Origin of the sequence: Anaerolinea thermolimosa, assembly GCF_001050195.2 — a bacterium.
Classification (GTDB): domain Bacteria; phylum Chloroflexota; class Anaerolineae; order Anaerolineales; family Anaerolineaceae; genus Anaerolinea; species Anaerolinea thermolimosa.
The window spans coordinates 3,204,490-3,231,121 of the sequence record NZ_DF967965.1 but is presented as its reverse complement, the minus strand read 5'-3'; the positions used below and the strand labels follow the sequence as shown (position 1 = coordinate 3,231,121).

Sequence of the window (26,632 nt, the reverse complement as noted above, 5' to 3'; positions counted from 1 at the left end):
TTCGTGTACAATGGCAGTACGTGAACAGCGGGGTCGTATGAATGGCCTGATGCGCAAATCCTTAATTCGTACGATTGGATTGTACATCCTTTTTGGTGGGGCGTGGATTCTCTTTTCGGATCGTCTCCTTGAGGTGATCACAACCCCGCATCAGTTTGCTGTGGCGCAGACGTATAAAGGGTGGTTTTATGTGCTCATGACCGCCCTGCTGCTTCATCAATTGCTCCGCCGCGATTACCTCTCCATTCAACGTTCGCAGGAGGCCCTGGAACGCCGCACCCGCGAGGCGGAGATGCTCAGAGAGGCGGCCTCAGCGCTGGTTTCTTCTCTCGATCTGGATACGGTGCTCTCAAGCCTGCTCGATTCTCTCGCGCGGGCCATCTCCTACCGCCGGGCGGCGGTTTTTTTGGGTGAGGGGGGATGGATGCATCCCGCCGCAGTGCGAGGCGAGCCTGCCTGGATGGCGGCTTTCAGGCAGCTGGGACACCTGCCAATTACGGCGCGCTGGGTTTCGGAGGCGCCCCTGGCCGAGCCCTGCCCGGAAGAGATTTGCCTTAACGGGGAGCGCGATGCCTGTCTGATAACGGCCATGCAGGCGCATGGCCACCTGGTGGGTTTCCTGGTGATCTTCAGACCACAGCCTCAAGAATTTCAGGCGGAAGAAATTCGCCTGGTTCAGGCCCTGGCGCATCAGGCGGCGAGTGCCGTAGAACACGCTCGTCTCTTCCGGCAGACGGAGATGCGCCTGCGCTTTGTTCAGGCCCTGCATCAGATTGACCTGGCGATTACCTCGAGCAGTGAATTTCAGGAGGTCGTCAGCCAGCTGTTGAAGCATGTTCTGGAAGAACTGCAGGCGCGGGCGGTGCGCCTTTTTCTGATGCAGGGAGAGCATCTCGTTCTCTTTCAGGGGGCAGGAGATGGCGGGGTGGAGGGTTCCCTGCCGCCGATGGCTGCTGGTGAAAGCCTGGTGGAGCGCTGTGCGTTGGAACGGCGTATCCTTTCTGCCGTGGAAGAGGATGGGGAGGATTCTCAGCCTTTGGGCCTGGTCGGTTTCGCCGCTCCTCTGGTGACCAAAGGACAGGTCAAAGGGGCGCTGGAAGTCTTTATGGCACGGGGGTTCGTGGCCGATCAGGAATGGATGGATCACCTGGAGACTCTGGCCAACCAGGCGGCCATTGCCATTGATTATCATGCGGTGCTTACGGGGCTTATCCGCGCCAATCAGGATTTGATTAATGCTTACGATGAAACGATTCTGGGGTGGTCGCGTGCTCTCGATCTGCGCGACCGCGAGACGCAGGGACATTCTCAGCGGGTGGCGACCATCGCAGTGGCCATAGCCCGTGAGATGGGAATGCCTGAAGAGCGCCTTACCCACCTCTACCGGGGAGCGTTGTTGCATGATATTGGCAAAGTGGGTGTACCGGATGAAATTCTGTTCAAGCCCGGCCCCCTGAATGAAGCCGAGTGGCAGGTGATGCGCATGCATCCGGTATATGCCGAAAACTTCCTTTCGCATGTAGCCTTCCTGCAGGAAGCACTGGATATTCCATGCTATCATCACGAACGCTGGGATGGCTCTGGTTACCCCAAAGGTTTGAAAGGGGAAGAAATTCCGCTCGCGGCGCGTATCTTTGCGGTGGCCGATGTGTGGGACGCCCTGCATTCTGATCGTCCCTATCGCCCGCGCTGGCCTGAAGAGCAGGTGGCGGAGTATCTCCGCGCCAACGCGGGTCGGCTCTTCGATCCTCAGGTGGTAGAGGTATTTCTCAGAGAACGGTCTAAAATTCTGGAAATCTTAACCCGGGAACCTCATTCTTAACCCCGCCTTAAACTGTTGTCAATCTCTGGAGCCTATAATCAAAGGTGCACAGCAGGCCCTTTATGGGCCTTCCGCAGGTTGATGAGGCCAGGAGAAAAGTGGGTGAACAATGAGCGTTTTACGTGTTTTATTTCTGTGCACGGGGAATTCCTGCCGCTCTCAGATGGCTGAGGCTCTGGTCAATCATTTCCTTAAGGGGCGGTGGGTGGCCTTCAGTGCCGGTACCGAACCGGCAGGGTATGTGCACCCGATGGCTTTGCAGGTGCTGGCTGAGCTTGGCATTCAACATGCGGGTGAATCCAAATCGGTGGATGTATTTCGCCAGACTGATTTCGATGTGGTGATCACCGTATGCGGTGATGCTGAGGCGAATTGCCCGGTCTGGCTGGGTAAGGGGAAGCGCGTGCACATTGGTTTCCCGGACCCGGCCAAAGCCAGGGGCACTGAGGAGGAGCGGCTGGCGGTTTTCCGGCAGGTGCGGGACGATATCCGCCGCCGGGTGCTTCCTTTTCTCGAACGGGTTGGGGTGGGGGTGCCGCCCGGGGTGGGCTGATGGGTTGCATGAGGGTTAGCGGTAGATTGGATGGTGAAGCAATGAATACGAAAAAGCGTGTTTTGTTTCTCTGCACGGGTAATTCGGCGCGCAGCCAGATGGCTGAAGCCTTTTTACGCCAGTATGCCGGAGATTTCTTTGAGGTGCACAGCGCCGGTTTTGAACCCAGGGGCATTCACCCTTTCACAATAAAGGTCATGGAAGAGGTGGGCTTCGATCTCTCGGAGCATACTTCGAAAGGGGTAGAGCGTTACCTGGGGAAAACGCTGGTGCAGGTTCTCATCACCGTGTGCGATAAGGCGGAGAAGAATTGCCCCACCGTCTGGCCGGGAGTCCATCAGCGCCTGCACTGGTCGTTCGAAGACCCGGCGGCTTTTGAGGGAAGCGATGCTGAAAAGCTGGCGCGCTTTCGCACTGTGCGGGATGAAATTGACCGTAAAATCCGCACCTGGCTGGCCGAGCAAAGCATCGCCATTCGCATCCGCTGAGCGCTTCAGGGGAGGCGCGGGTCTGGTGTGGTGGGGTGGACGGGCTGTGCCGCAGACGCGGCAGAGGGTGTCTTCAGGCGCAAAAGAGACCCCACAGCCGGGGCAGTTGTTGAAATTATCCCAGGCTTTTTCCAGCGCGTAGCGCTGTTGACGGGCTTCGTCGAGTTCGCTGAGGTATTTCTTTTCAATGGCCTCGGCGGCCTGCTTGATGGTCTTCCAGGCACGCTGCTTCAGGTTGAGGTTGCTGGCGGCTTCAGCCAGGCTGATGCCGCTGGAGAGCACCCGCCCGGCTTTGTCGGCCAGTTCGAGGGGTGAGCGTGCCCTGCCGCTGAGCAGATCGAGGCCTTTCCCGGCCACGTCGAGCAATCTTTTTCCGCTTTCTTTGACCGTTTCCAGCACGCCGCGGGTGGTCAGATCGTTGACCTTCACCTCTACCCCGTCATTTACCGCGGTGAGATGAATGGTCAGGGCAGGGATGGCTTCGCTTCCGCTGAGGATGACCACTGTGGCCAGCAGAGCCCCCGCCTGACCGCCGACAGTCATGGTGGTGGCTTTGCCTTCGAATTCGGCGCGCAGGGGTGAGATCAGCGCCTCAGGTTGAACCCCGTGGTAGAAGGCGGTATTATCGGTGGCGATTACAGCGGCCGCGCCAAGGCCGAGCGCGCCCAGGGCGGTAGCCGCCAGCGCATCTTCTGCGGAGTCCTCATCAGGGGCGTGGGCCTCGGCCCCTTTGCGCAGGGCTTCCATCATTTTGGCCAGGCGTTCGCGTTCGGCCTGGTTGCGCTGCATGATTTCGCGCTTACGCATCAACGCACCGGCAAGCTCGGTGGGTTTAAAAGCGCTGGCGAAAAAATCCTGGTCGGCAGGACTGAGGGCGCAGAAAATGGCTTTTTGCTCCTCATTCAGGGCGGCAAGCTGTTCAGCGTTTAATTTTGCCAGCGGGTCTTCCATCGTCCACCTCAATTTTTCTCATCCTGCCTGCGGGGGCGGTAATCTCATGTTCATTGTAACGAATTTTTCAGAATCGGGAGCGCCATTGACGAAACCTTGATCTCACCTGGCGCGCATTGACGCATGGTTTCTCCCCCGCGTATAATGCGGCTTATTCTTTTTGAAAGGCCTTTTTCCATGAATTCCTTTGAGAACCGGTCCGCAAGTGCCACTGCCATCTGGGTGGCGATGATCAGCGTGTACATCACCTGGGGCTCAACCTACCTGGCCATTCGATTTGCCGTGCAAACGATGCCACCTTTCCTTATGGCAGGGTTTCGCTTCTTGCTTGCCGGTTTCATCCTTTACTTCTGGCGGCGAATGCAGGGGGATGAACGCCCGCGGCTGGTTCACTGGCGTTCCGCGGCGATCATCGGGCTTTTTCTGTTGCTGGGGGGCAACGGGGGCGTGGTGTGGGCCGAACAACGCGTGGTTTCGGGGGTGGCGGCGTTGCTGGTTGGGGCAACCCCCCTGTGGATGGTGCTCATCGACTGGGTGCGGGGAATTTACCGCCCGGCTTTTCCCACCCTGGCCGGGGTGCTGGTGGGGTTCGTGGGAATTGCCCTGCTGATTGGCCCGGCAGAAATCATCGGCCTGCACGGCGCCATTGATCCGCTGGGGGCGGCGGTGCTGGTGCTGGCTTCTTTCCTGTGGGCGGCAGGTTCTCTCTACAGCCGCAATGCTTCCCTGCCATCATCGCCTCTCCTGGCCACGGGTATGGAAATGTTGACCGGCGGGCTGGCGTTGACCGTGCTGGGTACGCTGAGCGGCGAGTGGGCACGTCTGAACCTGGCCGCCATTACCTGGCCTTCGTGGCTGGGGCTGGGTTACCTGGTGGTGTTCGGTTCACTGGTGGGGTTCACGGCCTACACCTGGCTTTTACGGGTGGCTCCGACTACGCTGGTTTCAACCTATGCTTATGTGAACCCGGTGGTGGCGGTGGTGATCGGCAACCTGCTGGCCGATGAGCCGCTGACGTTGCGCGTGGGGCTCTCGACTGCGATCATTGTGGGGGCGGTGGCGCTGATTACCTTTACCCGCCCCCTGGGAAAACGCAAAACCCCTTCTGCTTCTTCTTTAGAGCGTTCCTGAAGGCTGGTTCCTTTCATTACCGGCGAATCAGAGGGAGGAAGAGGTGGTAGATCACGCATTCCTCGCCGTCCGAGAAGCCCCCGTTTAGCGGGTTGCCCGCCGCATCTTGAATTTGGGTGCCGCTTGCATTGACATCCAGCCGAAACCTGCCGCTGCCCCAGCCCGGTAGGACGGTTACGCTGCGTGTGGCACCCGAACCGGTGATCTGGTGGATCTCCGCGCCGGGGAATGCACCTGCAAGCACCGAAAGAGTGAAGGCAGTCGGGTCTACCCCGCTGACTGGCTCGCTGAAGGTGACGGTGAAGATCACCTCTCCAGACAGGCCGGGGCCCTGGTGGGTGATGGAGAGAACGACGGGAGCGGTTCGGTCAAGGGTATAGGCTTCACCCCCGTTGAAGCCCGCACTGAAGGCGTTCCCGGCGAGGTCTTGAATGCCCGTGCCGCTGGCGTTTACGTCCAGGCGCAGGGTGCCGTCACCTGTCCCGGTGTTTACAGTAACGCTGTACAGGGCGCCTGAACCGCTTACCCCTGTAACCGAGGCGCCGCTTAATTCCCCGGAGGGGGTGAAATCGGCTTCGTCTACCCCGCTGACGGGCTCGCTGAAGGTGACGGCAAAGCCCACGCTGTCGGCATGTGTGGGGCTGGCATCGGAACGGGTGACCGAGACAACCGCAGGTGGAGTTTTATCAATGGTGTATACCTCACCGGTGGTGAAGCCGCCATTCAAAGGGTTGCCCGCGGCGTCTTGAATGCCCGTGCCGCTGGCGTTTACATCCAGCCGGAGGGTACCATCACCGCTGCCAGTGCTGACGGCGATGGTATAGGACGTGCCCGATCCGCTTACCTCGAGGATGCTGGCGCCCGAAAGACCTTCAGAAGCGGCGAGGGAAAAATCACCGGTATCGACACCGGTCACGGCTTCTGAAAAAGTGAGGGTGAAGGATACACTTCCGGCATTGCTGGGGCTGGCATCAGCGCGAATAATGGAGACTACAGTGGGAGGGGTGGTGTCGAAGCCGGTTTCGTAGAGGAAGATATCACTCCAGCCGTTGGTATCGCCATTCACCAGGTTGCTGGCGTTGGAGTAAAAGGCGACCCACTGCGAATCGGCTGAAATGACCGGCATATAAGAATAACCGTTGGCGGGGCTTCCCCCGATACCTGTGGAGATGAGGTGGGTACTGCCGTCGGCAAGATGATGGACAAAGATGTCGGGCTGGGCATTGGTGTCTCCATTCACCAGGTTGCTGGCGTCAGATGCAAAAACCACGATGCCGCTGTCATTGATCGAGGCCGGGGCAAAAGAAGGGGCGTTGCCTTGCGAGCCATCTGAGGCAACTGAAATACGGTGGGTGGTGCCTGCCTGCCGGTCACGGACGAAAACATCAGCTTTGCTGTTCGTGTCATCGTTCACCAGGTTGCTGGCATCGGACTGAAAGGTAACCAGGCGAGCGTTGGGCGAAAGGACGGGAATGAAGGAATTGCCGTCGGCCTCTTCTCCAGCGGTGGAAACCGAGATGCGCGTGGTGGTGCGGGTAAGCAGGTCGCGAATGAAGATATCGGTTTTACCGTTATTATCACCGGCTACCAGGTTGGAAGCGTCTGACTGGAACGTCACATAGCGCCCGTCGGCGGAGATAGAGGGGGCATCGGAGTTGCCGTTGGCGGGTGATCCATCTGTGGCAACGGAGACGAGGACGGTGGTGTGCGTTTGAAGGTCGCGGACGAAAACATCAGCTTTATTGTTGGTATCATCTTTTACCAGGTTGCTGGCCTGAGACTGAAAAGCCACAAAACGCCCGTCGGTGGAGATGGCCGGGGCGTAGGAGTCGCCATTGGCTGGCGATCCGTCCTCGGCGGAGGAGATCAGGATGGTCGTGTGGGCTTGAAGGTCGTGGAGGAAGATGTCAGCTCTGGCGTTGGTATCGCCACTCACCAGATTGGTGGCAAAAGACTGAAAGGCCACAAAGCGCCCGTCGGCAGAGATCACCGGAGCAAAAGAGCCGCCCCCGGTGGCCTGCGCCCCGGCACTGGTGACCGAAACGCGGGTGGTGGTGCCTGCGGCGAGGTTACGAACGAAGATATCATTCTCGCCGTTGGTATCGCCGCTCACCAGGTCGGTGGCTTCTGATTCGAAGGCCACCCATTGCCCGTCAGCGGAGATGGAGGGAGCGGTTGAATAAAGGTTGCCCGGTTGGCCCCCCGGTGTGAGAGAAATGAGGGTCATCTGACCGGCGGCGGCCTGCGCCGTGCTACCCGTGGCTGAGATCAATACGGCGGCAAGGAACGCGAGAAATCTGCGGATCATCGAACGTCTGGGGTCCATCGGTTGAATCCCTGGTAGGAGTGGTGTTTAGGAAGCGCGATGTTCTGGCCGGATAGACCCGCTCTTGATGCAGAGAAAAAGCTTCTTTCCCCCCGTGTGCTGTTTCCTGGTCGGTCTCCCGTTTCCCCTCCATCCCCTCCGGCGCCGGTTAACGGGAAACCCGGGTTACGATGATGTTGGAATGGTTCTGACTCCCCGCAGTTTTCCCCTCCAGTGTGATGATGTTTCAATTATAGGGGAGATTGGGTGGGGGACAAGAGAAAAATACCCCTCCTTCGGGCCTGGCCGCGTTCTGGTAACAGGGAGGCTGACCATGGTTTGCCATTCTCAGGTATACTCATGATCAATCGGTTTTTCAATGGAATGTTAAGCCCTCCGGTTCTCGATCCGACCTGCGTTTGCGCGATGGTCTTGAAGGGGGTTATGGATGTTGCCTCAGGCCCCTACCACACTGGTCATATTGCTGGGATTGTCTGCCATGCTTCTGGTGTATCTTTCGGCGTGGGCTCAGTTCCACAGCGGGGTGGGGTCGGCGCGCGAATTTTCTTTTTTACTCCTGAGTGCGGCGCTCTACTCTCTCGGATACGCTGTTGAACTGTCGCGGGCCGATCTACGGGGGGTACTTGAGGCCATTCGGCTGGAATACATGGGCCTGGCGTTCGTCCCGGCTTTCTTTCTGCTCTTTGCCATTCGCTTCACCCGAAACACCCCCACCCCGCCGGGGCTGATTGCGGGCTTGCTGGCCATGCCGGTGATCACGGTGGTGCTGGTGTTTACTCAGGAACATCACCAGCTCTATTACATCCATCCGCGTGTAACCATGACGGGGTTCTACCCGGCGCTCTCTTTTGAACGCGGCATTGGGTATGTACTTACCATGTTTTACGCGCTGGTATGTGAGTTTTCGGGTCTGGTGCTGTTGATTGTCCATGCTTTCCGTGTTTCACCAAGGTACAGGCTTCAGGCTCAGACCATTGCGCTGGGGGCGCTTTTTCCGGTAGCGAGTTCTGTATTTTATTTTCTGGATTTCATCCCTTTCCACATTGATCCGATCCCGTTCGCACTCTCTCTGGCGGGAGTCCTGTTCGCGTTTGCGCTGTTTAAGTTGAAGCTCTTTGAACTGGTTCCGGCGGCGCGTGAGCTGGCTATCGATGCTGTGCGGGATGCGTTTCTGGTGGTAGATGCTTTTGGCCAGGTGCAGGATTTCAACCGGGCAATTACGGCATTGCCCGGAGCCGAAGCTTTAAAAATTGGCGAGCCTCTGCCTATGGATAACCCGCTGGTGAAGAAACTGTGGCCATTGCTTCATGAAGGCCAGGATGAACTTGAATTTTTTATCGAGCAATCGAGCGGGGAGGAGCGGTATTACCGGGCGAAGGCTTATCCCATTTATGGGAAGCGTTCACAGTACAATGGGCAGGCCGTTTTGATCAGCGATGTAACCGAGACCGTCGGTTTGCTGCACCAGCTCAGTTATCAGGCGAATGTGGATGAATTGACTGGTCTGTTGAACCGCCGCCACCTGATGAAAATGGGTGCCCGCGAGTTGGAGGCTTCTCACCGCAGCGGGTTGCCTCTGGGAGTCATCCTCATTGATCTGGACCATTTCAAATCCGTCAATGACACCTGCGGGCATGCAGCGGGAGACGAAGTGTTGAGAAGTGTGGCCGAGTGCTTTCGCAGAGGGGTGAGGAGTGTTGATCTCCTGGGGCGGTACGGAGGTGAGGAATTTGCGGTCTTCCTGCCTGGGGCAGACCTGGAAGCCACGGTGAGAGTCGCTGAACGGTTGCGCGAGTCACTGGCCAGCTGGTCGGTTCTGAAGCAGGATGAGAATTTACGAATCACCGCCAGTTTTGGCGTGTATGCGGCGAATAGTGACCTGACCATTGACCAGTTGTTGAGCATCGCTGACCAGGCGCTTTACCGGGCGAAACAGGAGGGGCGCAACCGGGTGGTTTCGGCGTAGGCGGTTACTGCACACCGCTGACCAGTGGTTCACCGGCCAGGGGGGGCGGTTGAGTCAGGTTGTGGATCCAGTTTCGCGAGAGAAACCGGCGAATGCCGAGGATGTTTTTTACCAGGTTTTCCGCGAAGACCGCCAGGTAAACCCACGGCACTGGCAGATGGAAGACAAAGGCTGCCAGCGCCACCGCCGGGATGCCTGCCAGCCAGATGGCTCCCACGTCGAGCAGGGCCGAGTAGCGGGTGTCACCGCCGCTACGTAAAATGCCAACGATGAACATGGCATCGAGGCTGCGCAGCCAGAGGAGCAGGCCGGCAATGAAGAGCATGGCAGAGGCATCGGCGCGGGCGGTATCTGACACACGGTAGAAATCCATGAGGGTAAAGCGCCCTGCGATCAGAAGGCTTCCGAGGATGAGGGAGCCCGAAACGCTGATGATCAAAATCCGGCGGGCTGTCTGGAAGGCTTCATCGCCCTTGCCGGCGCCGATGAGATGCCCCACCAGGATGCCGCACGCTGTGGCACAACCCATCGAAAAGAACAGCCCCAGCCCCTGGAGGGTGTTGGTGATGTTGTAGGCCGCATAAGCCGAGGTTCCCAGGCGGGCGAACATGGCATTGTAAAGATTGACCCCAAGCGCCCAGAGGAACTCATTCAAGAATACCACCAGGATCAACCGGAGATGATGGGAGAGGAAAGGTAAATCCAGCTGGAACAGCTGACGCGGGCCGGCGGCCACCGGTGAGCGCCGGATGTAGAGAATGGCCAGCAGGAGAATACATTCCAGAATCCGGCAGGTGGCTGTACCGAGGGCCGCCCCGCGCACTCCCAGCGCAGGCAACCCCAGTTTGCCGAAGATGAGGGTGTAATTAAGCACGGTATTCAGGCTCATCATGCCCACCGAAACCAGCATAGGCAGGCGCGTGTTGCCGGTGGAACGGACGATGGAAGAGAAGGCCACAGTCACCGCTGAGAAGACATAGCTCCAGCCAATGATGCGCAGGTAAGACATCCCCCGCTCGATCACATCCTGATCACGGGTGAAGAGCCCCATCACCTGCCCCGGGAAAGCCACCGCCGTGACGGCGAACCCGGCGCCCGCCGCCAGGCAAATCACCAGACAAAGCCCAAGCACCCGTTGCAGGTTCGCCCGGTCACCGGCGCCCCAGTATTGAGCGGCAAACACCGAAGCCCCGCCGGTGGTGCCAAAAAGGGTGAGGCTGAGGAGGAAATAAAATTGCCCTGCCAGCCCCACTGCGGCCACGGGTACATCTCCCAGCTGCCCCAGCATCAGCACGTCCAGAATGCTGATGAGGTTGAAGAAGAGAATTTGCAGAGCGGAGGGCAGGAAAATCCGTAGGAACGAACGAGTGAATGACTGTGAAGAGGGTTGGTTGGTCACGTTTTGATCTTACCATGACTTTCTGGGAGGAATGTACTGGCAGGAGGAAGAGATAGGGCTGTTCCCTGTGAGAGGTTGGGGTAGAAATCTGGCAGGTGGGGCGCGGGTTTACGGGGGTAACCTTTCAGCTGGCCTGCCGGGCGAAGAATTCTTCCACGGTCATGCCGTAGAGGAGAGCTAGTAATTGGTTTATGCTTCACCTGCGTTGCGAAGAACAGCAGAGGTGCGTCAGGTAGAAGCGCGTCTTGACTGGCTCTTTGTTAACCTGATAACCATTCCAAGCTGCGACCAATTAACAATTCAGTCATTTCTCTATTATGTGTGTTTTTCATGGATATTACTTCCATGACAAATCCGTGTTGCTCGGCTATCTCTTTAACAGCAGTCACATTGTCGTACGTCATTAGAAATTCGCCTTGCAATGTTTTAGCAATTGCGAATAACTTTTCGTGGTCAATTTCAAAATAAGTATAGAGACGAGTTCCTGCTTTTTTCCCCGCAACAGTATAAGGAGGGTCAATAAAATAAACAACATCCGGACGGGTGGCGTTTTGTTCTAGGATTTGTAATCCATCACCTTCGATGAAAGTTATTCGTTCACGCACCTCACCAATTTTCAATATTCGATTGCGTAGCGTTTGAGGATACCAACGAGATTTTAGCCCTTTGCCATTTTCACCGGTTTTTATTTTCCCAGCACCAGGCGCTAATATTCCTCCACGATTGACACGATTTCGTAGTATTGTTTGGAAAGCCTTCTCTTCGATGGATGTATATGTGTTGGATAATACAACTTCTATATTGTCTTGCGTTACCTCAAAATTCGCAATTCGCTCTGCCAACCAACGATAATCACCATAAATAATAGCCTTCCATACCGCTGCCACTTGCTCGTCTATTTCCACAAGAGTCACATGCTGGGCCAGTCCCTCGATGGCAACAGTTAAACCTATAATCGCCCCGCCAGCAAACGGTTCGATGAACTCCATTGGGCGTTTTGGTTGGCTGATTAACCACTGAATAACAAAAGGAACCAGCCAGGTTTTTCCGCCTGGATAGCGGAATGGGCTATATTGATTTACTGATGCTACATTTACCACTCTCTTGGTATCTAGGCTGCCAAACAACCTTAGCTGAAAATCGCGAATTTCCATTATCTTCTCACTGCTCAACGAATTCTGTCAGGGTAGGAGCATCTGGAGAATAACCGTTTTCAAGTTTTTCACCAAGTTTTTGTTGTAAGTGTTCGATAAAATCTTCCACAGGTCCAGGTTCAGCGACTGTGATTGTTTCAAGCGCTGGTAGGAATTCTGTAAATACAGTTTGATATTTGGTTAAGTTGTATCGATTTATAGACTGGTCAAAAACGAGGTCATATACTAACCATGCTATATCCGCTTTATCGGGTTGCGTTTGCGGTAATTCAGGAAGGGTTGTAAAAAAAAACTCTTATCTACAGCAACCGCTATTTTCTTTCCCCACTTATTGAGAATGCCACCCTTGTATATAAGTTGAGGTGCCAAACGTTTCCGCGATGACGACAAGTAATCAGGACGAGGATAATATGGTCCTTCCCATTTCATGCCATGTCGCTTTTCAGGGTCTTTCATGTAATACTCAAAAGCATTACGAATATTTCCAGAGATATAAACTGCCTGTATTTCTAATGCTCCAAAATCAATTACATGCCCTTGTTCGTTGTACGCCACTAAAACCACGTCAACATTTCCTGCCGAACGGCCATGTTTGTCAGGCAGGCGTACTTCCGTTAAAGATGTCCATGCAATGTCCTTATCAAAGAAAAAAGTAGCTGCATCATCGGCAATTAACCAATCTTGCCTAAACCGAACGGGACAAGTTATAGCAATATTTGAGTTATCGTAAATGCTACAAACTCCCAGAGGATCTTTTGCTTTATCCTTTGTGCAATTGGGAACTTTATTGTTATAAGGGCACAATCGTTTCGTCCTATGGCGGTTAGCCTCTTGAGAAAAATTATTTATTGGAAAGCCAAAAACCTCTGTTAGGGGTTGCTGGGCCATACTGTACTCCTAATTATAATTTTACTGCACCACAAGCCAGTTTGCTGAAATGAGACAGCCGACAGTTCGGTGAACACACATCAAAGTACTTCGAGGTTGGCCAGCGAAGCGGCAACCCGTTTAAACCCGACGCTCTCGAAGAAAATATCCACGGTTTCGTCGTCGTCCTGAATGCGGCTGTCAACCACCAGCCCCTCTCCCCAGGAGGGATGGCGGACGCGCATACCAGCCCGGTAACGGGGCTGGAGAATGGGTGCAGAAGCGGGTTGAACCCTTTGCGGCGTTCCTGCATAGGCCGACTGGCGTAAATTCCGCGATTCCCAGAGCGATGCTCCCCCGCGGCGCGATGAGGCACTGCGCCGCCTACTGCCATTCTGTTCAATGAGCTCGTCGGGCAGGTCTTCCAGGAAGCGCGAGGGGATGGAATCCTGGAAGGAACCGAAGGTGCTGCGCTGGGCCGCCCGTACCAGGAAGACGCGATTCCGTGTGCGCGTTAACCCCACGTAGAACAGACGGCGCTCTTCGGCCATTTCTTCAGGGTCGTCGAGGGAGCGATTATGCGGCAGGAGACCGTCATCCAGCCCAACGATGAAGACGATGGGGAATTCCAGCCCTTTGGCGGCGTGCAGGGTGAGCAGGGTGGGGGCTTCGGCCTGTTCAGGCAGGGTGTCCTGATCAGAAACCAGGGCCAGGCTTTCCAGGAAGGCGGTGAGATCGCGGTCTTCATACTCATAGGTGAGGCGGCGCAGTTCTTCCACGTTTTCCCAGCGGCTCTGGCCTTCTTCGGTGCCGTCATCAATATACTCACGGTAATTGAGGTCTTCGAGGATGCGCCCGAAGAGCACCGGTAACGGCAGGGTCTGGGCCTGCTGACGCCACCCGGCGAGAAGGGCGCCGAAATCGGCCAGCAACGCCGCCGGGCGCCCGATGGCTTCCCAGTGAGGTGAATCTTTGCCCTGCTCGGCCAATTCCAACAATACTTGCCCGGTGCTGACCCCTGCCTGGCGCGCGGCCATCTGCAGGGCCATTTGCGCTTTATCTCCGATACCACGCGGCGGCACGTTGATGACGCGCCCCAGGCTTACTTCGTCGGCGGGGTTTTGCACCAGGCGCAGGTAGGCGATCATATCCTTCACCTCACGCCGTCCGTAGAAGCGCATGGCCCCTACCAGGCGATAGGGCAACCCGGCGCGCAGAAAGGCTTCTTCCAGCAGGCGTGACTGGGCATTGGTGCGGTACATCACGGCAAAATCACCCAGCCGCGCGCGCCCCGAAGCCACCAGTTGTTGAATGGTATCTACCACGTAGGCCGCTTCGCCGTAATCATCGACAGCTTCGTAAAGGGTGATTTTTTCTCCGGTGCTTTTCTCGGGGAGAGAACGCAGCCTTTTGGGTGTGCGGTTTCGGTTGCGGTTGATTACCGCCTGGGCGGCGTCCAGCACCACCTGGGTGGAGCGGTAGTTCTGTTCCAGCAGGATTTTTTTACATGCCGGGTAGTCCTGTTCAAAGCGCAGAACGTTGCGGTAATCGGCGCCGCGCCAGCGGTAGATGGACTGATCTTCATCACCCACGACGAAAATGTTATTGTGGAAGGAAGCCAGCTGACGCAGTAACTCGTACTGGACGGTATTGGTGTCTTGAAATTCATCCACCAGCACGTGTTCAAAGCGACGGCTGTAATCTTCGCGCACGGCAGGGTTTTCCTCGAACAGGTGCCAGGCATAAAGGAGTAGATCGTCGAAATCGAGGGCATTGCTTGCCAGAAGGAGTTCCTGGTACCGCTGATAGATGCGGGCGATGACCTCATCACGGTAGGTGGAAGTGGGGTAATCTTTCGGGAAAAGGAGATTGTTCTTGGCAGTGGAAATCGCTGCGTGCACACTGGTTGGGCGGTACAGCTTTTCATCCAGATTCAACTCTTTAATCGCGCGTTTGATCAGCGATTGCTGGTCATCGTCATCGAAGATGACGAAGGAGGAAGTAAATGGTAAGTATTTCTGTTCCCGGCGCAGGATGCGCGCACAGACGGCGTGAAAAGTGCCCAGCCAGAGCCCCTGTACACGCTGGCCGAGTAATTGTTCCACGCGGGTTTGCATCTCGCGGGCGGCTTTGTTGGTGAATGTGACCGAGAGAATGTGATAGGGAGATACACCCACCTGGTTGATCAGATAAGCGATGCGGCGGGTGAGAACGCGCGTTTTGCCAGAGCCGGGGCCGGCCAGAACCAGCACCGGTCCTCCTTCGGCGGCCACAGCGGCCTGTTGCTGGGGGTTGAGGTCCTGGAGAATGTTCACGCGGGGATTATAACAAACTTTCCCTTTCCCCGGCTCGAATGGGCATAGACAAACGTTCCGTTTTTTTCTATAGTAGAGAGGGCGGTTAAGACCGTGGATGCATCTATGAGTCAAGATTCAACACCTCTCTCAGAGACAACCACAATCCTCAAAAATGCCGGGTTTGTCACGCTTGGCCTTGTGGCGTTGAAGCTGGTTGGTTTTCTGTATAACGTGTTTGTAGTACGGCGGCTGGGCGATGACCGGATGGGGCAGTATGCCACGGTACTGGCTTTTGTGGGGATTTTCCAGATTTTTGCCGAACTGGGGGTAACCCAGCACGTCATGCGGGAAATTGCCCGCGACCGTGCAAAAATGAGCGTTTATTTCTGGAATCTGGTGGCGATCCGATTCGTTCTGGCTTTGGTCAATCTGCTGGTGATCCCGTTCCTGGGCGCTCGCTTTGGATATTCGGGGGATGTTTTGCTGGGGATTGGGATTTACACCACCAGCTTTTTGTTGTCTGCGGTTGGAGTGCCGCTTTCCACTGTGCTCACCGCATACGAAAAGCTGGGTTATGTCACCCTTCTGGATGTGATCACTCAGGGTGTGGTCATTTTGCTTGGAACAGCCTTTCTCTTCAGTGGTCTGGGGTTTCTCTGGCTTATTGTGGGAAATCTGATCAGCCTGATGGTATCTATTTTACTGGCGAGTCTTTTTATCCGCAGGCTGGGGATTTCTGGATTCCGCTTTCACATCGAGCCGTTCACCTGGCCGCCTTTGATCCGTGCCGGTTTACCTTTTGGCATTATTTCTCTGATGCTGTCGCTGGCGTATTCTATTGATACAGTTATCCTCTCTAAATTTGTATCCTCTGCCGAAGTGGGCTGGTATGGTGTGGCTTACAACCTTGTGTTTTCGTTGATGCTTTTCATGAATGGGTTTAAGGCCGCCATTGTGCCTACTTTGTCGCGGGTGTACAGGGAAGATATCGATCAGGTGAAGCGCTGGTATCGATGGTCGATGCGATTCCTCTGGTTATTCTCGCTGCCTGTCGCTGTGGGCGGGTCTATTCTTTCTTATCAGTTGATTACCTGGTTATATACAACGGAGTTTTTGCCTTCTGGTTTAGCGTTTCAAATTCTGGCGTGGGATTTTCCGTTTGTCGTGCTTGCGGCCTTTGCCGGGAATATGACCACGATTACCAATGAGGAACGCTCTGCGGCACGGATTTATTCGGTGAATACCTTCTTGAATGTGGTCTTGAACCTGATCCTGATTCCTCGTTTTGGTCTGATAGGAGCTTCGCTGGTCACTGTTTTAACCGATGTGGTCAGCGCGCTACAATTTGTGCTTCTGTTTCGAAGAAAACTTGGGGAGCCCTTTCTTTCATTCCGCCAGTTTTCAGGAACGGTCATGGCGGCTTTCCTGATGGGGGCGGTTATCTGGCCAATTCGGCAAATGCCGCTTATTTTTGTGGTTTTGGCTGGAGCAGCAGTCTATTTGCTTCTGGCTCTCTGGTTTAGAGTGTTGGATAAAGACGATCTTCAACGCATGGAGGTTTCGGCGCGCCAGCTATTGATCAAGAGAGCGTCTGTTGTGAAGGAATAATCTCATGCGTATTCTTCTTGGGGTTCACCATTTCCCGCCTGTTCATCAGGGAGGGGCTGAGTTGCGTGCTCTGCGGACGGCGCAGCAGTTACAATCCAGAGGCATGGATGTGCATGTTTTCTGCGTGGAAGATATCGAGTTTGGTTCCAGCCCCGGGTGCTTTGTGACAGAGGAGGTCTACGAAGGCCTCCCTCTCACGCGTTTATTCCTCAATGCTCATTTGTATCCTGACCCTCACCGTTTTGAATACGAAAATTTATGGATTGAAGAAACGGCGCGAGAGCTCATCCACCGGTTGGCTCCGCAGCTGTTCCATTTGTTCAGCGGGTATCTCCTTTCGGGAAGTGTCATTGTAGAGGCAAAGAGAGCGGGCCTTCCGGTGTGTCTTTCGCTCACCGACTTCTGGTTTCTGTGCAGAGAAATTAATAAATTAACCCCTCTCGGCAGGCTTTGCCCGCTGTCTGTTTCCCGGGTCGATTGTGTGCGTTGTGAGGCCGAACACAGGCGCCGGTACCGGGTGTTGGATCAGGTGTTCCCACCCCTGATGACCCTGTACTGGCAATTGCATTTCGCCGAGAAGGAGCAAATTATCCGGCGTGAGGCTTTTCTTCAGAGGGTACTTGCCCAGGTGGATTTAATGATCAGCCCTTCTCAATTTCTACGCTCGGTGTATATTCGGGCGGGAATTCCGGCGGAGCGCATTGTTTTCTGCCGTCAGGGGAGAGATTTTCCGGGATTGACACCTGAAAATCTGGTTAAAACGCCTTCTGAGAAATTACGCCTGGGTTACACCGGCCAGATTGCCCCGCATAAGGGTGTGCATTTACTGATCAAGGCCCTGCAAATGCTCCCCGGTTTACCGCTCTCGGTTGTTATTTACGGGGACATGAGTCGTTATCCCCAATATGCACACTGTCTGGAAAAGGCAAGTACCCGGGACTCGCGCATTCACCTGATGGGTGCATTCCCCGAAGGAACCCCTCTCTGGAAAATTTACCAGGAAATGGATGTGCAAATTGTGCCTTCCCTGTGGTATGAAAACAGCCCTAACGTTATTCTGGAAGCCTTTGCTCATCGAACGCCCGTGATTACCTCCAATCAGGGCGGCATGGCCGAGATGGTGCAGGATGGTGTGGATGGATTGCATTTTGAGCATGGGAATGCGAAAAGCCTGGCAGCGTGTATTGGCCGATTGAATCAAGACCGCGGCCTTCTCCGACGGCTGCAGGATGGCATTCAGCCGGTTAGATCAACCTCTCAGGAGGTGGACGAGCTGATCGAGGTTTACCAAAAGATCCTTGTCCGTTCCCCGGAACACCGGGGGAGATGATCAGGTCGTTTCGGTCACTTTGCGGATGACGCGCGGAGCTTCGGGATCAAAGCCTTTGGTCACCGTCAGGTGGTAGCAGAACAACTGTGCCGGAATGATGCTGATGATGGGCGTCAGCCATTCGGGAATTCCGCCTGGCAGGGGCACGCGCGATTGAGCCAGCTCAAGGGCTTCTGGCCGGTCGGAAATGACGAGCAGATCGGCGTTTTCTTCTACCCGCACTTTACGTAACACTTCAAGCAGGCCATCGAAAACCGCGCCGCCCGGGGCCACCGCCATCACAGGGAAGCCCTGTTCCACCATGGCAATGGGGCCGTGCATGAAATCGGCGGAGGAATAGGGTTCGGCCAGGGTGTAGGTAAGTTCCTTGAGTTTGAGCGAGAATTCAAAAGCAGTGGAATAATTGAACCCTCTCCCCAGCACCACGCACTGCCGCAGGAAGCGGTAGCGCTCGGAGATGCGCTGTAAGTGCTCATCCAGTTTCAACGCCTGTTGTGCCCAGAGGGGCACACTCTCTAATTCCTTCAGTCTTTCGCGGTCACCAGCGAGTGCCACCGAAAGCATGGCAATGGCCATCAACTCGGCAGTGTAGGTTTTGGTGGCGGCCACGGCCTTTTCCTGTCCGGCGCAGATGTCGAGGACGTAATCGGCTTCTTCGGCCAGCGGGGAATGCGGGTTGTTGGTGATAGCCAGGGTGGGGCAGCCGTTCCGGCGGCCTTCGGCGAGCACGCTGACAATATCGGGTGATTGTCCCGATTGCGACACTCCCACCACCAGAGCCTGGCTCAGGGCCGGAGGGCGATGATAATAGGTGAACAGCGAGGGAGTGGCCAGGGCGAGGGGTAAACGGTTGTAAGCCCCCCACAGGTAATTGGCGTAGCGCCCGGCATTGTCAGAGGTGCCGCGTGCGGCGAGGAAGACGTAACGGATTTCATGCTGGCGCAGGGCAGAGGCGATGCGCTCCACCTCTTTCATTTGCCGGGCAAGCAGGTTGCTGAGGACTTCGGGCTGTTCGAGGATTTCTGAGTAAAGGCCCATACGCACCTCCCTGAAAAGCAAGGATCAGTTGACAGGCAGGTACAATTGTAACATCAGTGAGAGTGGTTTTCAGAGCGGTTCAGTCTGGAGAAGGCAGGTCGAAAAAACTCGTCCCTGGTTTCGCGTCCTGAGAAGGAGAGACCTGTCTGAAATGACGGAGGTGGTTGTCATGAGGTGTGTTTTTTGCGATATCCTGAGCCAGCGTGCTCCGGCAAGCGTGGTAGTTGAAGAGGAACGTTGTGTGGCCTTTCTGGATATCCGGCCGGTTAATCCGGGGCATACGCTGGTCATCCCGCGCCGACACGCTGCGAACCTGGCAGAGCTTGACCCCCTGGATGGGGCGGCTATGTTTCAAACTGCCCGAAGGCTGGCACTTGCTCTGCGTGTCAGCGGGTTGCGCTGTGAGGGGGTTAACTTCTATCTGGCCGACGGGGAAGCGGCGGGGCAGGAAGTCTTCCATGTTCATCTCCATGTGATTCCGAGGTATGCCGGGGATGGATTCAGGCTACGTTTTGGCCCCGGTTACGGGCAGGCGCCGCTCCGCAGTGAACTGGATGATCTGGCCGGGCAGATTCGGGCCGTGATGCTCCCCGGTTGATCGAGGTCTTTCTTCACCGGTTCGCCTGTATAATCATTTCAGCGCATTTTCAACAGAGTGAGGGTAACCATGACGATCTGGAAATTGAACACCGATGAAGTCTTCGAAGCGCCGGCTGCGGCAGTGCTCTTCTACCATAATGTATACGAAGAAGGCAAACAGGGCGGGCTTGAAATTCTTCAGCGCAATCAGCGAATTGCCGGGAACGGTAACCTGCGCCTGGTTCCAGCCGCCGAACAGTGGGATGTCCTACCGCAAAACGGGGAACGGCAGGTGGAAGAAGGCGGGCGGGCGCTGCGTATCGAGTGCCAGTATCATGAGCCTTCCATTCGCTACACGGTACGCCTGGCTCCCGAAGAGGATGACCTTTTGCTCACTGTGGCACTGGTAGATCCCATTCCCGAAGACCGGGTGGGGCAGGTGGGCTTCAACCTGGAGTTGATGCCCGGCGCCTACATGGGAAAGGCCTTTTTCATGGATGGAAAGGCGGGTGTGTTTCCCCGTCAGTTCAATGCGGCGATGGTTAGCGGGGCAGGCGAAAAACTTGAGCCTCTTCCCCTCGCCAGAGGGCAGGAGCTCATCCTCACCCCGGATGACCCCGCTACCCGGATCGTGATCCGTGCTTTGCGCGGAGAGCTCGTCCTGCTCGATGGCCGGGCGTATGCTCAGAATGGCTGGTTTGTGGTGCGCGGGGTGTTACCTGGCGGGGAGAAAGGTACGGTCCTCGAATGGCGGATCACCCCTACCGTGGATACCACCTGGATGCGGACACCCGTGATTGGTTTTTCGCAGGTAGGATACCACCCCCGGCAGCCCAAAATCGCGGTGATTGAACTGGATGCACGGGTGTCACAACCGGGAGAGGCAAGGCTGGTACGCATCCTTCCGAATGGAGAGCAGGAGGTGGTCAGGCGTGAACGACTCGCTCTGTGGGGGAAGTACCTTTGCTTCCATTACGCCCGCTTTGATTTCAGTGATGTGCGCCAGCCGGGGCTTTACTGCCTGGAATACGAAGACCAGCACAGTGAGCCTTTCCGCATTGATGAGCAGGTGTACGAACAGGATGTGTGGCAGCCTACCCTGGAGCAGTACCTGCCAGCGCAGATGTGCCACATGGAAGTACGCGAGGTGGCGCGTGTCTGGCATGGGGCCTGCCACCTCGATGATGCCCTGCAGGCACCGCTCCATCATCAGCACTTCGATAGCTACGTTCAGCGTGATTCCACCGAGACGCCCTTTCAACCGTACGAACCCATCCCTGGCCTTAATGTGGGCGGCTGGCACGATGCCGGCGATTTTGACCTGGCGGCGGGTTCTCAGGCGCACACCACGCATGTGCTGGCACTGGCGTATGAGACCTTCGGGGTGCAGAGCGATCAGACCACGGTTGATCAGGCGCGGCGCCTGGTGATCATGCATGTGCCGGATGGCGTCCCCGATTTTGTCCAGCAGGTGGAACATGGGGTGTTGAATTTGCTTTCGGGGTATCGAGCGGCGGGGCACAGTTTTATTGGCATTATTGAAAACAGCCTTGAACAGTATAAACAGCTGGGCGAGATTTCTCTGCTCACCGATAACCGTGTAACCCCCGGCGAGGGTTCGGATGACCGCTGGGCTTTCACTCACCGGCATACCACGCTGGAATATCAGGTGGCGGCGGCACTGGCGGCATCGAGCCGGGTGCTGAAGGGCTGGAATGAAGCCCTGGCCGCCGAGTGCCTGCAAACTGCCCGCCTTGCCTGGGAATATGAACAGAGTCACTCTCCGGTGGTGGCACCCAATTGTTATGTTGGGCCGCGGTATGAGCTGGCCGAAGTGCTGGCCACCGTGGAGCTGTTCCTGTCAACCGGGGAAGAGCAATTCCGCACACATTTGCTCTCACTGGCAGAGCGAGTGGTGGAGCATGTGGAAAGTGTGGGCTGGGCGGTGGCCCGCGCCTTACCTTCGCTGAAGGATGATACCTTTACAACCAGAGTGCGCGCGGCTGTTGAAGCCTGGGCGGCCCGGGTAGCCAGTGAAGCCGAGCGCAACCCCTTCGGCGTACCGTACTCCGCCGAGACGTGGCGGAAGCAGGGGCCGATCTGGGGAGTGGCGTGGTCATTCCTTGACCGTGCCGTCCAGTTTTATTACCTGCACCGGGCTTTCCCCGGCCTGGTTAAGGCCGAATGGGTAGCCGCGGTGCTGGGGTATGTGCTGGGGTGTCACCCGGTTTCGAATGCTTCTCTGGCTTCGGGGGTTGGGGCAAAGTCGCTCACGGTGGCGTATGGGATTAACCGTGCGGATTGGACGTACCAGCCGGGGGGCGTGGTTTCGGGGCCGGCGCTCATCCGTCCGAATTACCCCGAACTGCTCGATCCCTTCCCGTGGCTCTGGCAGCAGAAGGAATACGTCATCGGCGGGGCGGCTACTTATATCTTCACGGTGCTGGCGGTCAACGAGCTTTACCGTGAGGGGTGAGCCAGCCCGGTTAAGGAGATTGGGCATAATCTTGTCTATTTCGAGAAACAATCTATAATTAGAGCTGGGCCAGGTAAGGCCGACTGGCTGTATTCTCTGAAGCTGTTTGATTGAGAAAAGGAGTGTGCGTATGCTCAGTAAAACTTTGCTGGATGAAATGAACAACCAGATTCGCGAAGAGTTGTATTCAGCGTATCTTTATCTGGCCATGGCGGCTCATTTTGAAGAGGCCAACTGGCCGGGGTTTGCCTCATGGATGACCAAACAGGCCGCAGAAGAGCAAGAACACGCCATGAAGTTCTTCTCTTACATCCATGATCGCGGTGGCAAGGTGACCCTGCAGGCCATTGCGCAACCGCCCGCGTCTTTCGGTAAACCGGTGGAAATTTTTGAGCAGGTGCTCCAGCACGAACAGAAGGTGACGGCCCGCATTCACTTGCTCTACAGCATTGCTGTGAAGGATAATGATTACGCCAGCCAGCACTTCCTCGACTGGTTCGTCAACGAGCAGGTGGAGGAAGAGAAAAACGCCACCCAGGTGCTGGAATGGTTGAAGATGGCCGGTGATTCGGTCAATGCCCTGTTCCAGATCAACGGTCTGCTGGCGCGCCGCGAGTAAGAAGCGGGCGCTGAAGTTTGCCTGTTAAAAGAAAACCGCCTCAGATGGAAAACCTTCTGAGGCGGTTGGTTTTATTCCTCAATGGCCGCTTTTCGCGTTTGAATGGCGCGGAGGCGAGCCAGGTCGAACTTGGGTTCGCGGTTGAAGAAATAAATGCCGTTTTGCTCCTGGAAGACATCCGTCAGCTGGGTGTAGCAATAACCGAACATGGAAGGGTCATCCAGCAGGGCACTGCAAAGCCCCTCGAAGCGCGCATACCATTCATCCAGGTTACGCACACGTTCACCGTAGCCCCAGGAATATTCATCGGCGGCGGCACGCGGGTTCCACCAGATGCCCCCGAATTCCGAAACGAAGAACGGCTGGCCGCGATAGGGAATAGAAATTTCGGACTGGTCGTACCAGGCCTTATTCACAAACGGCTTCCCGTGACGCGTGCCGGCATGGTTGGCGGCGAATTTTGCGGGGTCCTGCTCGTAATCGTGGCAGTCATAAATGTCGGACTGGGGAACGCGGTGCGAGTAGCCTGAGGCATCCAGCACAGGGCGGTTCTGATCCATGGCTTTGGTCGCCAGGAACATTCCCCAGGTCACTTCATCCAGCGCGCTAATGGAATCGGTGAGGGCCTGCCAGGTTTCGTTGAGCGGGCACCAGCCGATGATGGACGGATGAGAATAATCGCGTTCCAGCACTTCGAGCCACTGGGTGATGAAGGTGGCGGTTGGGCGCTGGTGTTCGGGCATGGGGCCGGCCATGCTCACGCCCCAGTCGGGGAATTCTCCCCAGACCAGGTAACCCATTCGGTCGGCGTGGTACAGGAAACGTTCTTCAAAGACTTTCTGGTGCAGCCGTGCCCCGTTGAACCCGGCCTGCATGGAAAGCTCAATGTCTTTCACCAGGGCCTCTTCACTGGGGGCGGTGAGAATGCCATCAGGGTAGTAACCCTGGTCAAGCACCAGCCGCTGGAAAATGGGTTTACCATTGATCAACACTTTGAGCCCATCAATGGTGACCGAGCGTAAACCCGCGTACGTCTGGATGGTATCGATCACCCGGCCATCTGCACCGCTGAGGGTTAACTCCAGGGAATAGAGGTGGGGCTGGCCAGGCTGCCAAAGGCGGCGGCGTTCTGCGGGCACGGGGACTTCAAAACGAGGGGCGCGCTCCAGCCCGGTTTCGAGGCGCACCCGTGATACCTCGCCCCGGTCATCCCGCAATACTGCCGTCAGGGTTGCGCCCGGAATACTGGCGCTGAGCGGCAATTCCAGATGGAACAATCCACGCGTCACATCGGGGGTGATGCGTGGGCGCAGGAAATACACCTGCCCTACCGGTTCCATCCAGACCGTCTGCCAGATGCCCGTAGTGCGGGTGTATTCACAGGCGTGGTTGGCATACTGGCGTTCCTGCTTGCCGCGTGGTTTGAACTCACGATGATCATCGCGCGCCCGCACCACAATGACAGCCTTTTCTCCGGGAGCGGCTACCCCTGTGAGGTCGCAGGTGATGGGGGTGAACCCTCCGCGATGGCGGGCTACCTCCTGCCCGTTAACCCAGACGGTGGCGTCGTAATCGATGGCCTGAAAGTGTAGCAGAACTCGCTTCCCCTGCCATGCGGGGGGAATGGTCACTTCGCGTCGATACCACACGGCATTCAAGAAGTCGGTGTTGCCAATGCCTGAAAGGGTTGACTCGGGACAAAACGGCACAAGGATGCGCCCTGAGAGGGGGCGTTCGGTCAGGCCGCGTTCCAGACCGCTGTTGCCAGGGTCGATCTCGAATTCCCATTCGCCATTAAGGCAGAGCCATTCATCACGCTGACATTGAGGACGGGGGTATTCGGGGCGAGGAATCGGTGAAGACATAACATTTCCTTTCGGTGGGTTGTAAAGTAAAGGATGGAAAAGATGAGTACAATAAAAGGCAGGGTAATTATATAAGATTATGGTGACCGGGTAATTCCCTGCGGGGATGGATTGGAGAATACGGGATGAACGCACGTGAAAGAGTTCTGGCCGCATTGAATCATCGCCAGTCCGACCGGGTGCCGCTTGACCTGGGGGGCAGTGCCGTGACGGGGATGCACGTCAGCTCGGTGTACCGCCTGCGTCAGGCCTTGCATCTCGACCCCCCCGGTACACCGGTGAAGGTGGTTGAGCCGTACCAGATGCTCGGTGAAATCCAGCCCGACCTGATGGATGCCCTGGGTGTGGATGTGGTGGGGCTGTTTGCCCCGCGCACCATGTTCGGGTTCCGCAATGAGGGCTGGAAGCCCTGGACAACCTTTGATGGTACACCGGTGCTGGTACCTGAGGGGTTCAATACCCAGGTGGAAGAAAATGGTGATTTGTTGATGTACCCAGAGGGAGACCGCTCGGCTCCTCCCAGCGGACGGATGCCGCAGGGGGGCTTTTACTTCGATGCCATTGTGCGCCAGCCTCCCATCCATGAAGAAAAGCTCGACCCCGCCGACAACCTGGAGGAATTTACCCCCATCTCTGAGGAAGACCTGGCGTATTTTGCCCGCAAAGCCGATGAGCTCTGGCACCAGAGCGACCGGGCCATTCTGGCCAGCTTTGGCGGCACGGCCTTCGGAGATATTGCCCTGGTGCCGGCGCCCTGGCTGAAATATCCCAAAGGCATTCGTGACATTGAAGAATGGTATATCTCAACCGTCACCCGCCGTGAATACGTCTGGAAGGTGTTTGAAAAACAATGTGAGATTGGGCTGGCCAACCTGGCAAGGTTATATGCGGTGGTAGGTGAGAAAGTGTCGGTGGTGTTCATCAGCGGCACGGATTTCGGTACTCAGACGGGGCCGTTTATTTCACGAAAGACCTACCGCACGCTTTATCAGCCTTTTCACAAACAGGTCAATGACTGGATTCACCGGAACACCGGCTGGAAATCTTTCATCCATTCCTGCGGTTCGGTGGCGGCGTTGATTCCGGATTTTATTGAAGCCGGGTTTGATGTGCTCAACCCGGTGCAGGTTTCTGCCTCTGGCATGGACCCTGCCTGGTTAAAACGGGAGTTCGGCAAAGACCTGGTCTTCTGGGGCGGCGGGGTAGATACCCAGCACACGTTGCCGTTTGGCTCACCCGATGAAGTGCGTGCCGAGGTACGGAAGCACCTGCGGATTTTTGGTGAAGGCGGGGGGTACGTGTTTACCACGGTGCATAATGTGCAGGCGGGAGTACCGCTCGAAAACCTTCTTGCGTTGTATGAAACCGTCAGGGAGGCGGCATGAATCGCAATTTCGACCTGGGGGTGGTGTTGCGGGTGATCATCGCTCCAGCGCTACTCTGGCTGGGAGTATCCTGGCTGGTGAGTTCTCTTGGCTACCCGGATATCATCTTTGCCACACCGGCGGCATGGTTGCTGGCATTACCCGTTGGGCGGAGTGTGGTGATTCGCTCTCGCAGTGAGCGCCTGTGGTTGCGTCTGCTGGAAGCCGGAACTGCCGGGATATTGCTCGGGTTTTTTCAGGGAGCAACATTCCTGCTCATTAAAGCGCTGGTGTTAAAACCCGGATTGCCGGAAAGTGAAATTGCCAGCACGATGGGGGGAGTGGTGCTCATTCTGGGAATGTTGATCTGTGGGACGCTGGCCACAGCTATTGGCGCCCGCACCGATCGCCTCCGGCGCATCCGGCGGGCGGGAGATGTTCGCCTGGAAGTGACCTCGCAATATTGCCCGATCTGTAAAAACCCTGTGCCGGTGAGTGCCCGTTACCCGCGCGCGGTATGTGAAGACTGTGCGGCTCAGGCCACCGATGAAGCCGGAAAGCCGGTGGTCTTTTTCCAGGAAGGCTTGAGCAGTGGTCTTCAGGGAAAATACCGCGAAAACGATGAAGCCTATCCTGCACAGGAATGTTATATTCGGGGGGTGCGTTGCCGTGTGGAAGAAGGGCACCTGGGAGGGGTGGTCATCTATCCGCTGGATTGATCGGTTCGGGTGCGGTCGGGGATACCCCAATTTTTCAGGGAATCTACCTTATTTCTAAATACTCCTTTGCTATGATGAAG

At 56.3% G+C, this 26,632-nt stretch carries 22 protein-coding genes; 15 read left to right on the top strand and 7 right to left on the bottom strand.

Translation table 11 applies throughout. The features are described from left to right. Positions 1-10 precede the first annotated feature (10 nt). The 6 genes from ATHL_RS14555 to ATHL_RS14530 all read left to right on the top strand — a co-directional run bounded on the left by ATHL_RS14555 (position 11) and on the right by ATHL_RS14530 (position 4,945). Positions 11-1,822, top strand: a complete 1,812-nt coding sequence (locus ATHL_RS14555; protein ID WP_062195406.1) for an HD domain-containing phosphohydrolase — start codon at positions 11-13, stop codon at positions 1,820-1,822. A gap of 109 nt (positions 1,823-1,931) precedes the next feature. Beyond that, entirely contained in the window at positions 1,932-2,375 is a 444-nt protein-coding gene (locus ATHL_RS14550) for an arsenate reductase ArsC (protein ID WP_062195405.1), read from the top strand. Next, positions 2,375-2,863, top strand: a complete 489-nt coding sequence (locus tag ATHL_RS19765) for an arsenate reductase ArsC (RefSeq protein ID WP_420807568.1) — start codon at positions 2,375-2,377, stop codon at positions 2,861-2,863. Before ATHL_RS14550 ends, ATHL_RS19765 begins: the two co-directional genes overlap by 1 nt. Before the next feature lie 27 nt (positions 2,864-2,890). Next, a complete protein-coding gene (locus ATHL_RS19760) occupies positions 2,891-3,178 on the top strand; it encodes a hypothetical protein (protein WP_084001497.1) in 288 nt (95 codons plus the stop codon). Positions 3,179-3,460: 282 nt separating this feature from the next. After that, positions 3,461-3,793: a hypothetical protein gene (locus ATHL_RS19755; protein WP_084001495.1), complete on the top strand. Its 333-nt coding sequence runs from the start codon at positions 3,461-3,463 to the stop codon at positions 3,791-3,793. A gap of 198 nt (positions 3,794-3,991) precedes the next feature. Further along, the gene (locus ATHL_RS14530) at positions 3,992-4,945 is read left to right on the top strand and encodes an EamA family transporter (protein ID WP_084001507.1); all 954 of its coding nucleotides are present in this window, start codon (positions 3,992-3,994) and stop codon (positions 4,943-4,945) included. A gap of 16 nt (positions 4,946-4,961) precedes the next feature. Here the strand turns inward: ATHL_RS14530 and ATHL_RS14525 are convergent, their stop codons facing one another. Next, positions 4,962-7,271 (bottom strand): Ig-like domain-containing protein, encoded by a 2,310-nt coding sequence (locus ATHL_RS14525; RefSeq protein WP_062195401.1) that lies wholly within the window; start codon positions 7,269-7,271, stop codon positions 4,962-4,964. 427 nt (positions 7,272-7,698) lie between these two features. Here ATHL_RS14525 and ATHL_RS14515 point away from each other — a divergent pair, with 427 nt between their 5' ends. Continuing rightward, a complete protein-coding gene (locus tag ATHL_RS14515) occupies positions 7,699-9,237 on the top strand; it encodes a histidine kinase N-terminal 7TM domain-containing diguanylate cyclase (RefSeq protein ID WP_062195398.1) in 1,539 nt (512 codons plus the stop codon). A gap of 4 nt (positions 9,238-9,241) precedes the next feature. Here the strand turns inward: ATHL_RS14515 and ATHL_RS14510 are convergent, their stop codons facing one another. Continuing rightward, the gene (locus ATHL_RS14510) at positions 9,242-10,636 is read right to left on the bottom strand and encodes an MATE family efflux transporter (protein ID WP_062195396.1); all 1,395 of its coding nucleotides are present in this window, start codon (positions 10,634-10,636) and stop codon (positions 9,242-9,244) included. A gap of 31 nt (positions 10,637-10,667) precedes the next feature. On the opposite strand from ATHL_RS14510, the gene ATHL_RS18980 reads away from it, so the two are divergent. Beyond that, complete coding sequence (locus ATHL_RS18980; RefSeq protein WP_162787729.1) at positions 10,668-10,817, top strand: hypothetical protein; 150 nt, start codon at positions 10,668-10,670, stop codon at positions 10,815-10,817. A 79-nt stretch (positions 10,818-10,896) separates the two neighbouring features. Here ATHL_RS18980 and ATHL_RS14505 read toward each other — a convergent pair whose 3' ends face one another. The 3 genes from ATHL_RS14505 to ATHL_RS14495 all read right to left on the bottom strand — a co-directional run bounded on the left by ATHL_RS14505 (position 10,897) and on the right by ATHL_RS14495 (position 14,972). Next, positions 10,897-11,790, bottom strand: coding sequence for a DNA adenine methylase (locus ATHL_RS14505; RefSeq protein WP_062195392.1), 894 nt, complete (start codon positions 11,788-11,790; stop codon positions 10,897-10,899). Positions 11,791-12,024: 234 nt separating this feature from the next. Next, positions 12,025-12,678: a NotI family restriction endonuclease gene (locus tag ATHL_RS14500; protein WP_201797988.1), complete on the bottom strand. Its 654-nt coding sequence runs from the start codon at positions 12,676-12,678 to the stop codon at positions 12,025-12,027. Between the two features lie 80 nt (positions 12,679-12,758). Beyond that, on the bottom strand, positions 12,759-14,972 hold the full coding sequence (locus tag ATHL_RS14495; RefSeq protein ID WP_062195389.1) for an ATP-dependent helicase: 2,214 nt from the start codon (positions 14,970-14,972) through the stop codon (positions 12,759-12,761). A 105-nt stretch (positions 14,973-15,077) separates the two neighbouring features. Here ATHL_RS14495 and ATHL_RS14490 point away from each other — a divergent pair, with 105 nt between their 5' ends. Together ATHL_RS14490 and ATHL_RS14485 are read left to right on the top strand one after the other, a co-directional pair. Next, positions 15,078-16,562: a flippase gene (locus tag ATHL_RS14490; RefSeq protein WP_062195387.1), complete on the top strand. Its 1,485-nt coding sequence runs from the start codon at positions 15,078-15,080 to the stop codon at positions 16,560-16,562. 4 nt (positions 16,563-16,566) lie between these two features. Then, complete coding sequence (locus ATHL_RS14485) at positions 16,567-17,892, top strand: glycosyltransferase family 4 protein (RefSeq protein WP_062195384.1); 1,326 nt, start codon at positions 16,567-16,569, stop codon at positions 17,890-17,892. Here ATHL_RS14485 and ATHL_RS14480 read toward each other — a convergent pair whose 3' ends face one another. Then, positions 17,893-18,930 (bottom strand): SIS domain-containing protein, encoded by a 1,038-nt coding sequence (locus tag ATHL_RS14480; RefSeq protein WP_062195381.1) that lies wholly within the window; start codon positions 18,928-18,930, stop codon positions 17,893-17,895. A 169-nt stretch (positions 18,931-19,099) separates the two neighbouring features. Between ATHL_RS14480 and ATHL_RS14475 the strand changes: the two genes are divergently transcribed. The 3 genes from ATHL_RS14475 to ATHL_RS14465 all read left to right on the top strand — a co-directional run bounded on the left by ATHL_RS14475 (position 19,100) and on the right by ATHL_RS14465 (position 22,604). After that, the gene (locus ATHL_RS14475; protein ID WP_062195423.1) at positions 19,100-19,528 is read left to right on the top strand and encodes an HIT family protein; all 429 of its coding nucleotides are present in this window, start codon (positions 19,100-19,102) and stop codon (positions 19,526-19,528) included. 69 nt (positions 19,529-19,597) lie between these two features. Next, positions 19,598-21,985 (top strand): glycoside hydrolase family 9 protein, encoded by a 2,388-nt coding sequence (locus tag ATHL_RS14470; protein WP_062195379.1) that lies wholly within the window; start codon positions 19,598-19,600, stop codon positions 21,983-21,985. A 130-nt stretch (positions 21,986-22,115) separates the two neighbouring features. Next, the gene (locus tag ATHL_RS14465; protein ID WP_062195376.1) at positions 22,116-22,604 is read left to right on the top strand and encodes a ferritin; all 489 of its coding nucleotides are present in this window, start codon (positions 22,116-22,118) and stop codon (positions 22,602-22,604) included. A 71-nt stretch (positions 22,605-22,675) separates the two neighbouring features. Here ATHL_RS14465 and ATHL_RS14460 read toward each other — a convergent pair whose 3' ends face one another. After that, the gene (locus tag ATHL_RS14460; protein ID WP_062195373.1) at positions 22,676-24,469 is read right to left on the bottom strand and encodes a glycoside hydrolase family 2 protein; all 1,794 of its coding nucleotides are present in this window, start codon (positions 24,467-24,469) and stop codon (positions 22,676-22,678) included. A 125-nt stretch (positions 24,470-24,594) separates the two neighbouring features. Between ATHL_RS14460 and ATHL_RS14455 the strand changes: the two genes are divergently transcribed. Then, positions 24,595-25,854, top strand: a complete 1,260-nt coding sequence (locus ATHL_RS14455) for a uroporphyrinogen decarboxylase family protein (RefSeq protein ID WP_062195370.1) — start codon at positions 24,595-24,597, stop codon at positions 25,852-25,854. Further along, positions 25,851-26,552: a hypothetical protein gene (locus ATHL_RS14450; protein ID WP_062195367.1), complete on the top strand. Its 702-nt coding sequence runs from the start codon at positions 25,851-25,853 to the stop codon at positions 26,550-26,552. Before ATHL_RS14455 ends, ATHL_RS14450 begins: the two co-directional genes overlap by 4 nt. Positions 26,553-26,632: the final 80 nt, after the last annotated feature.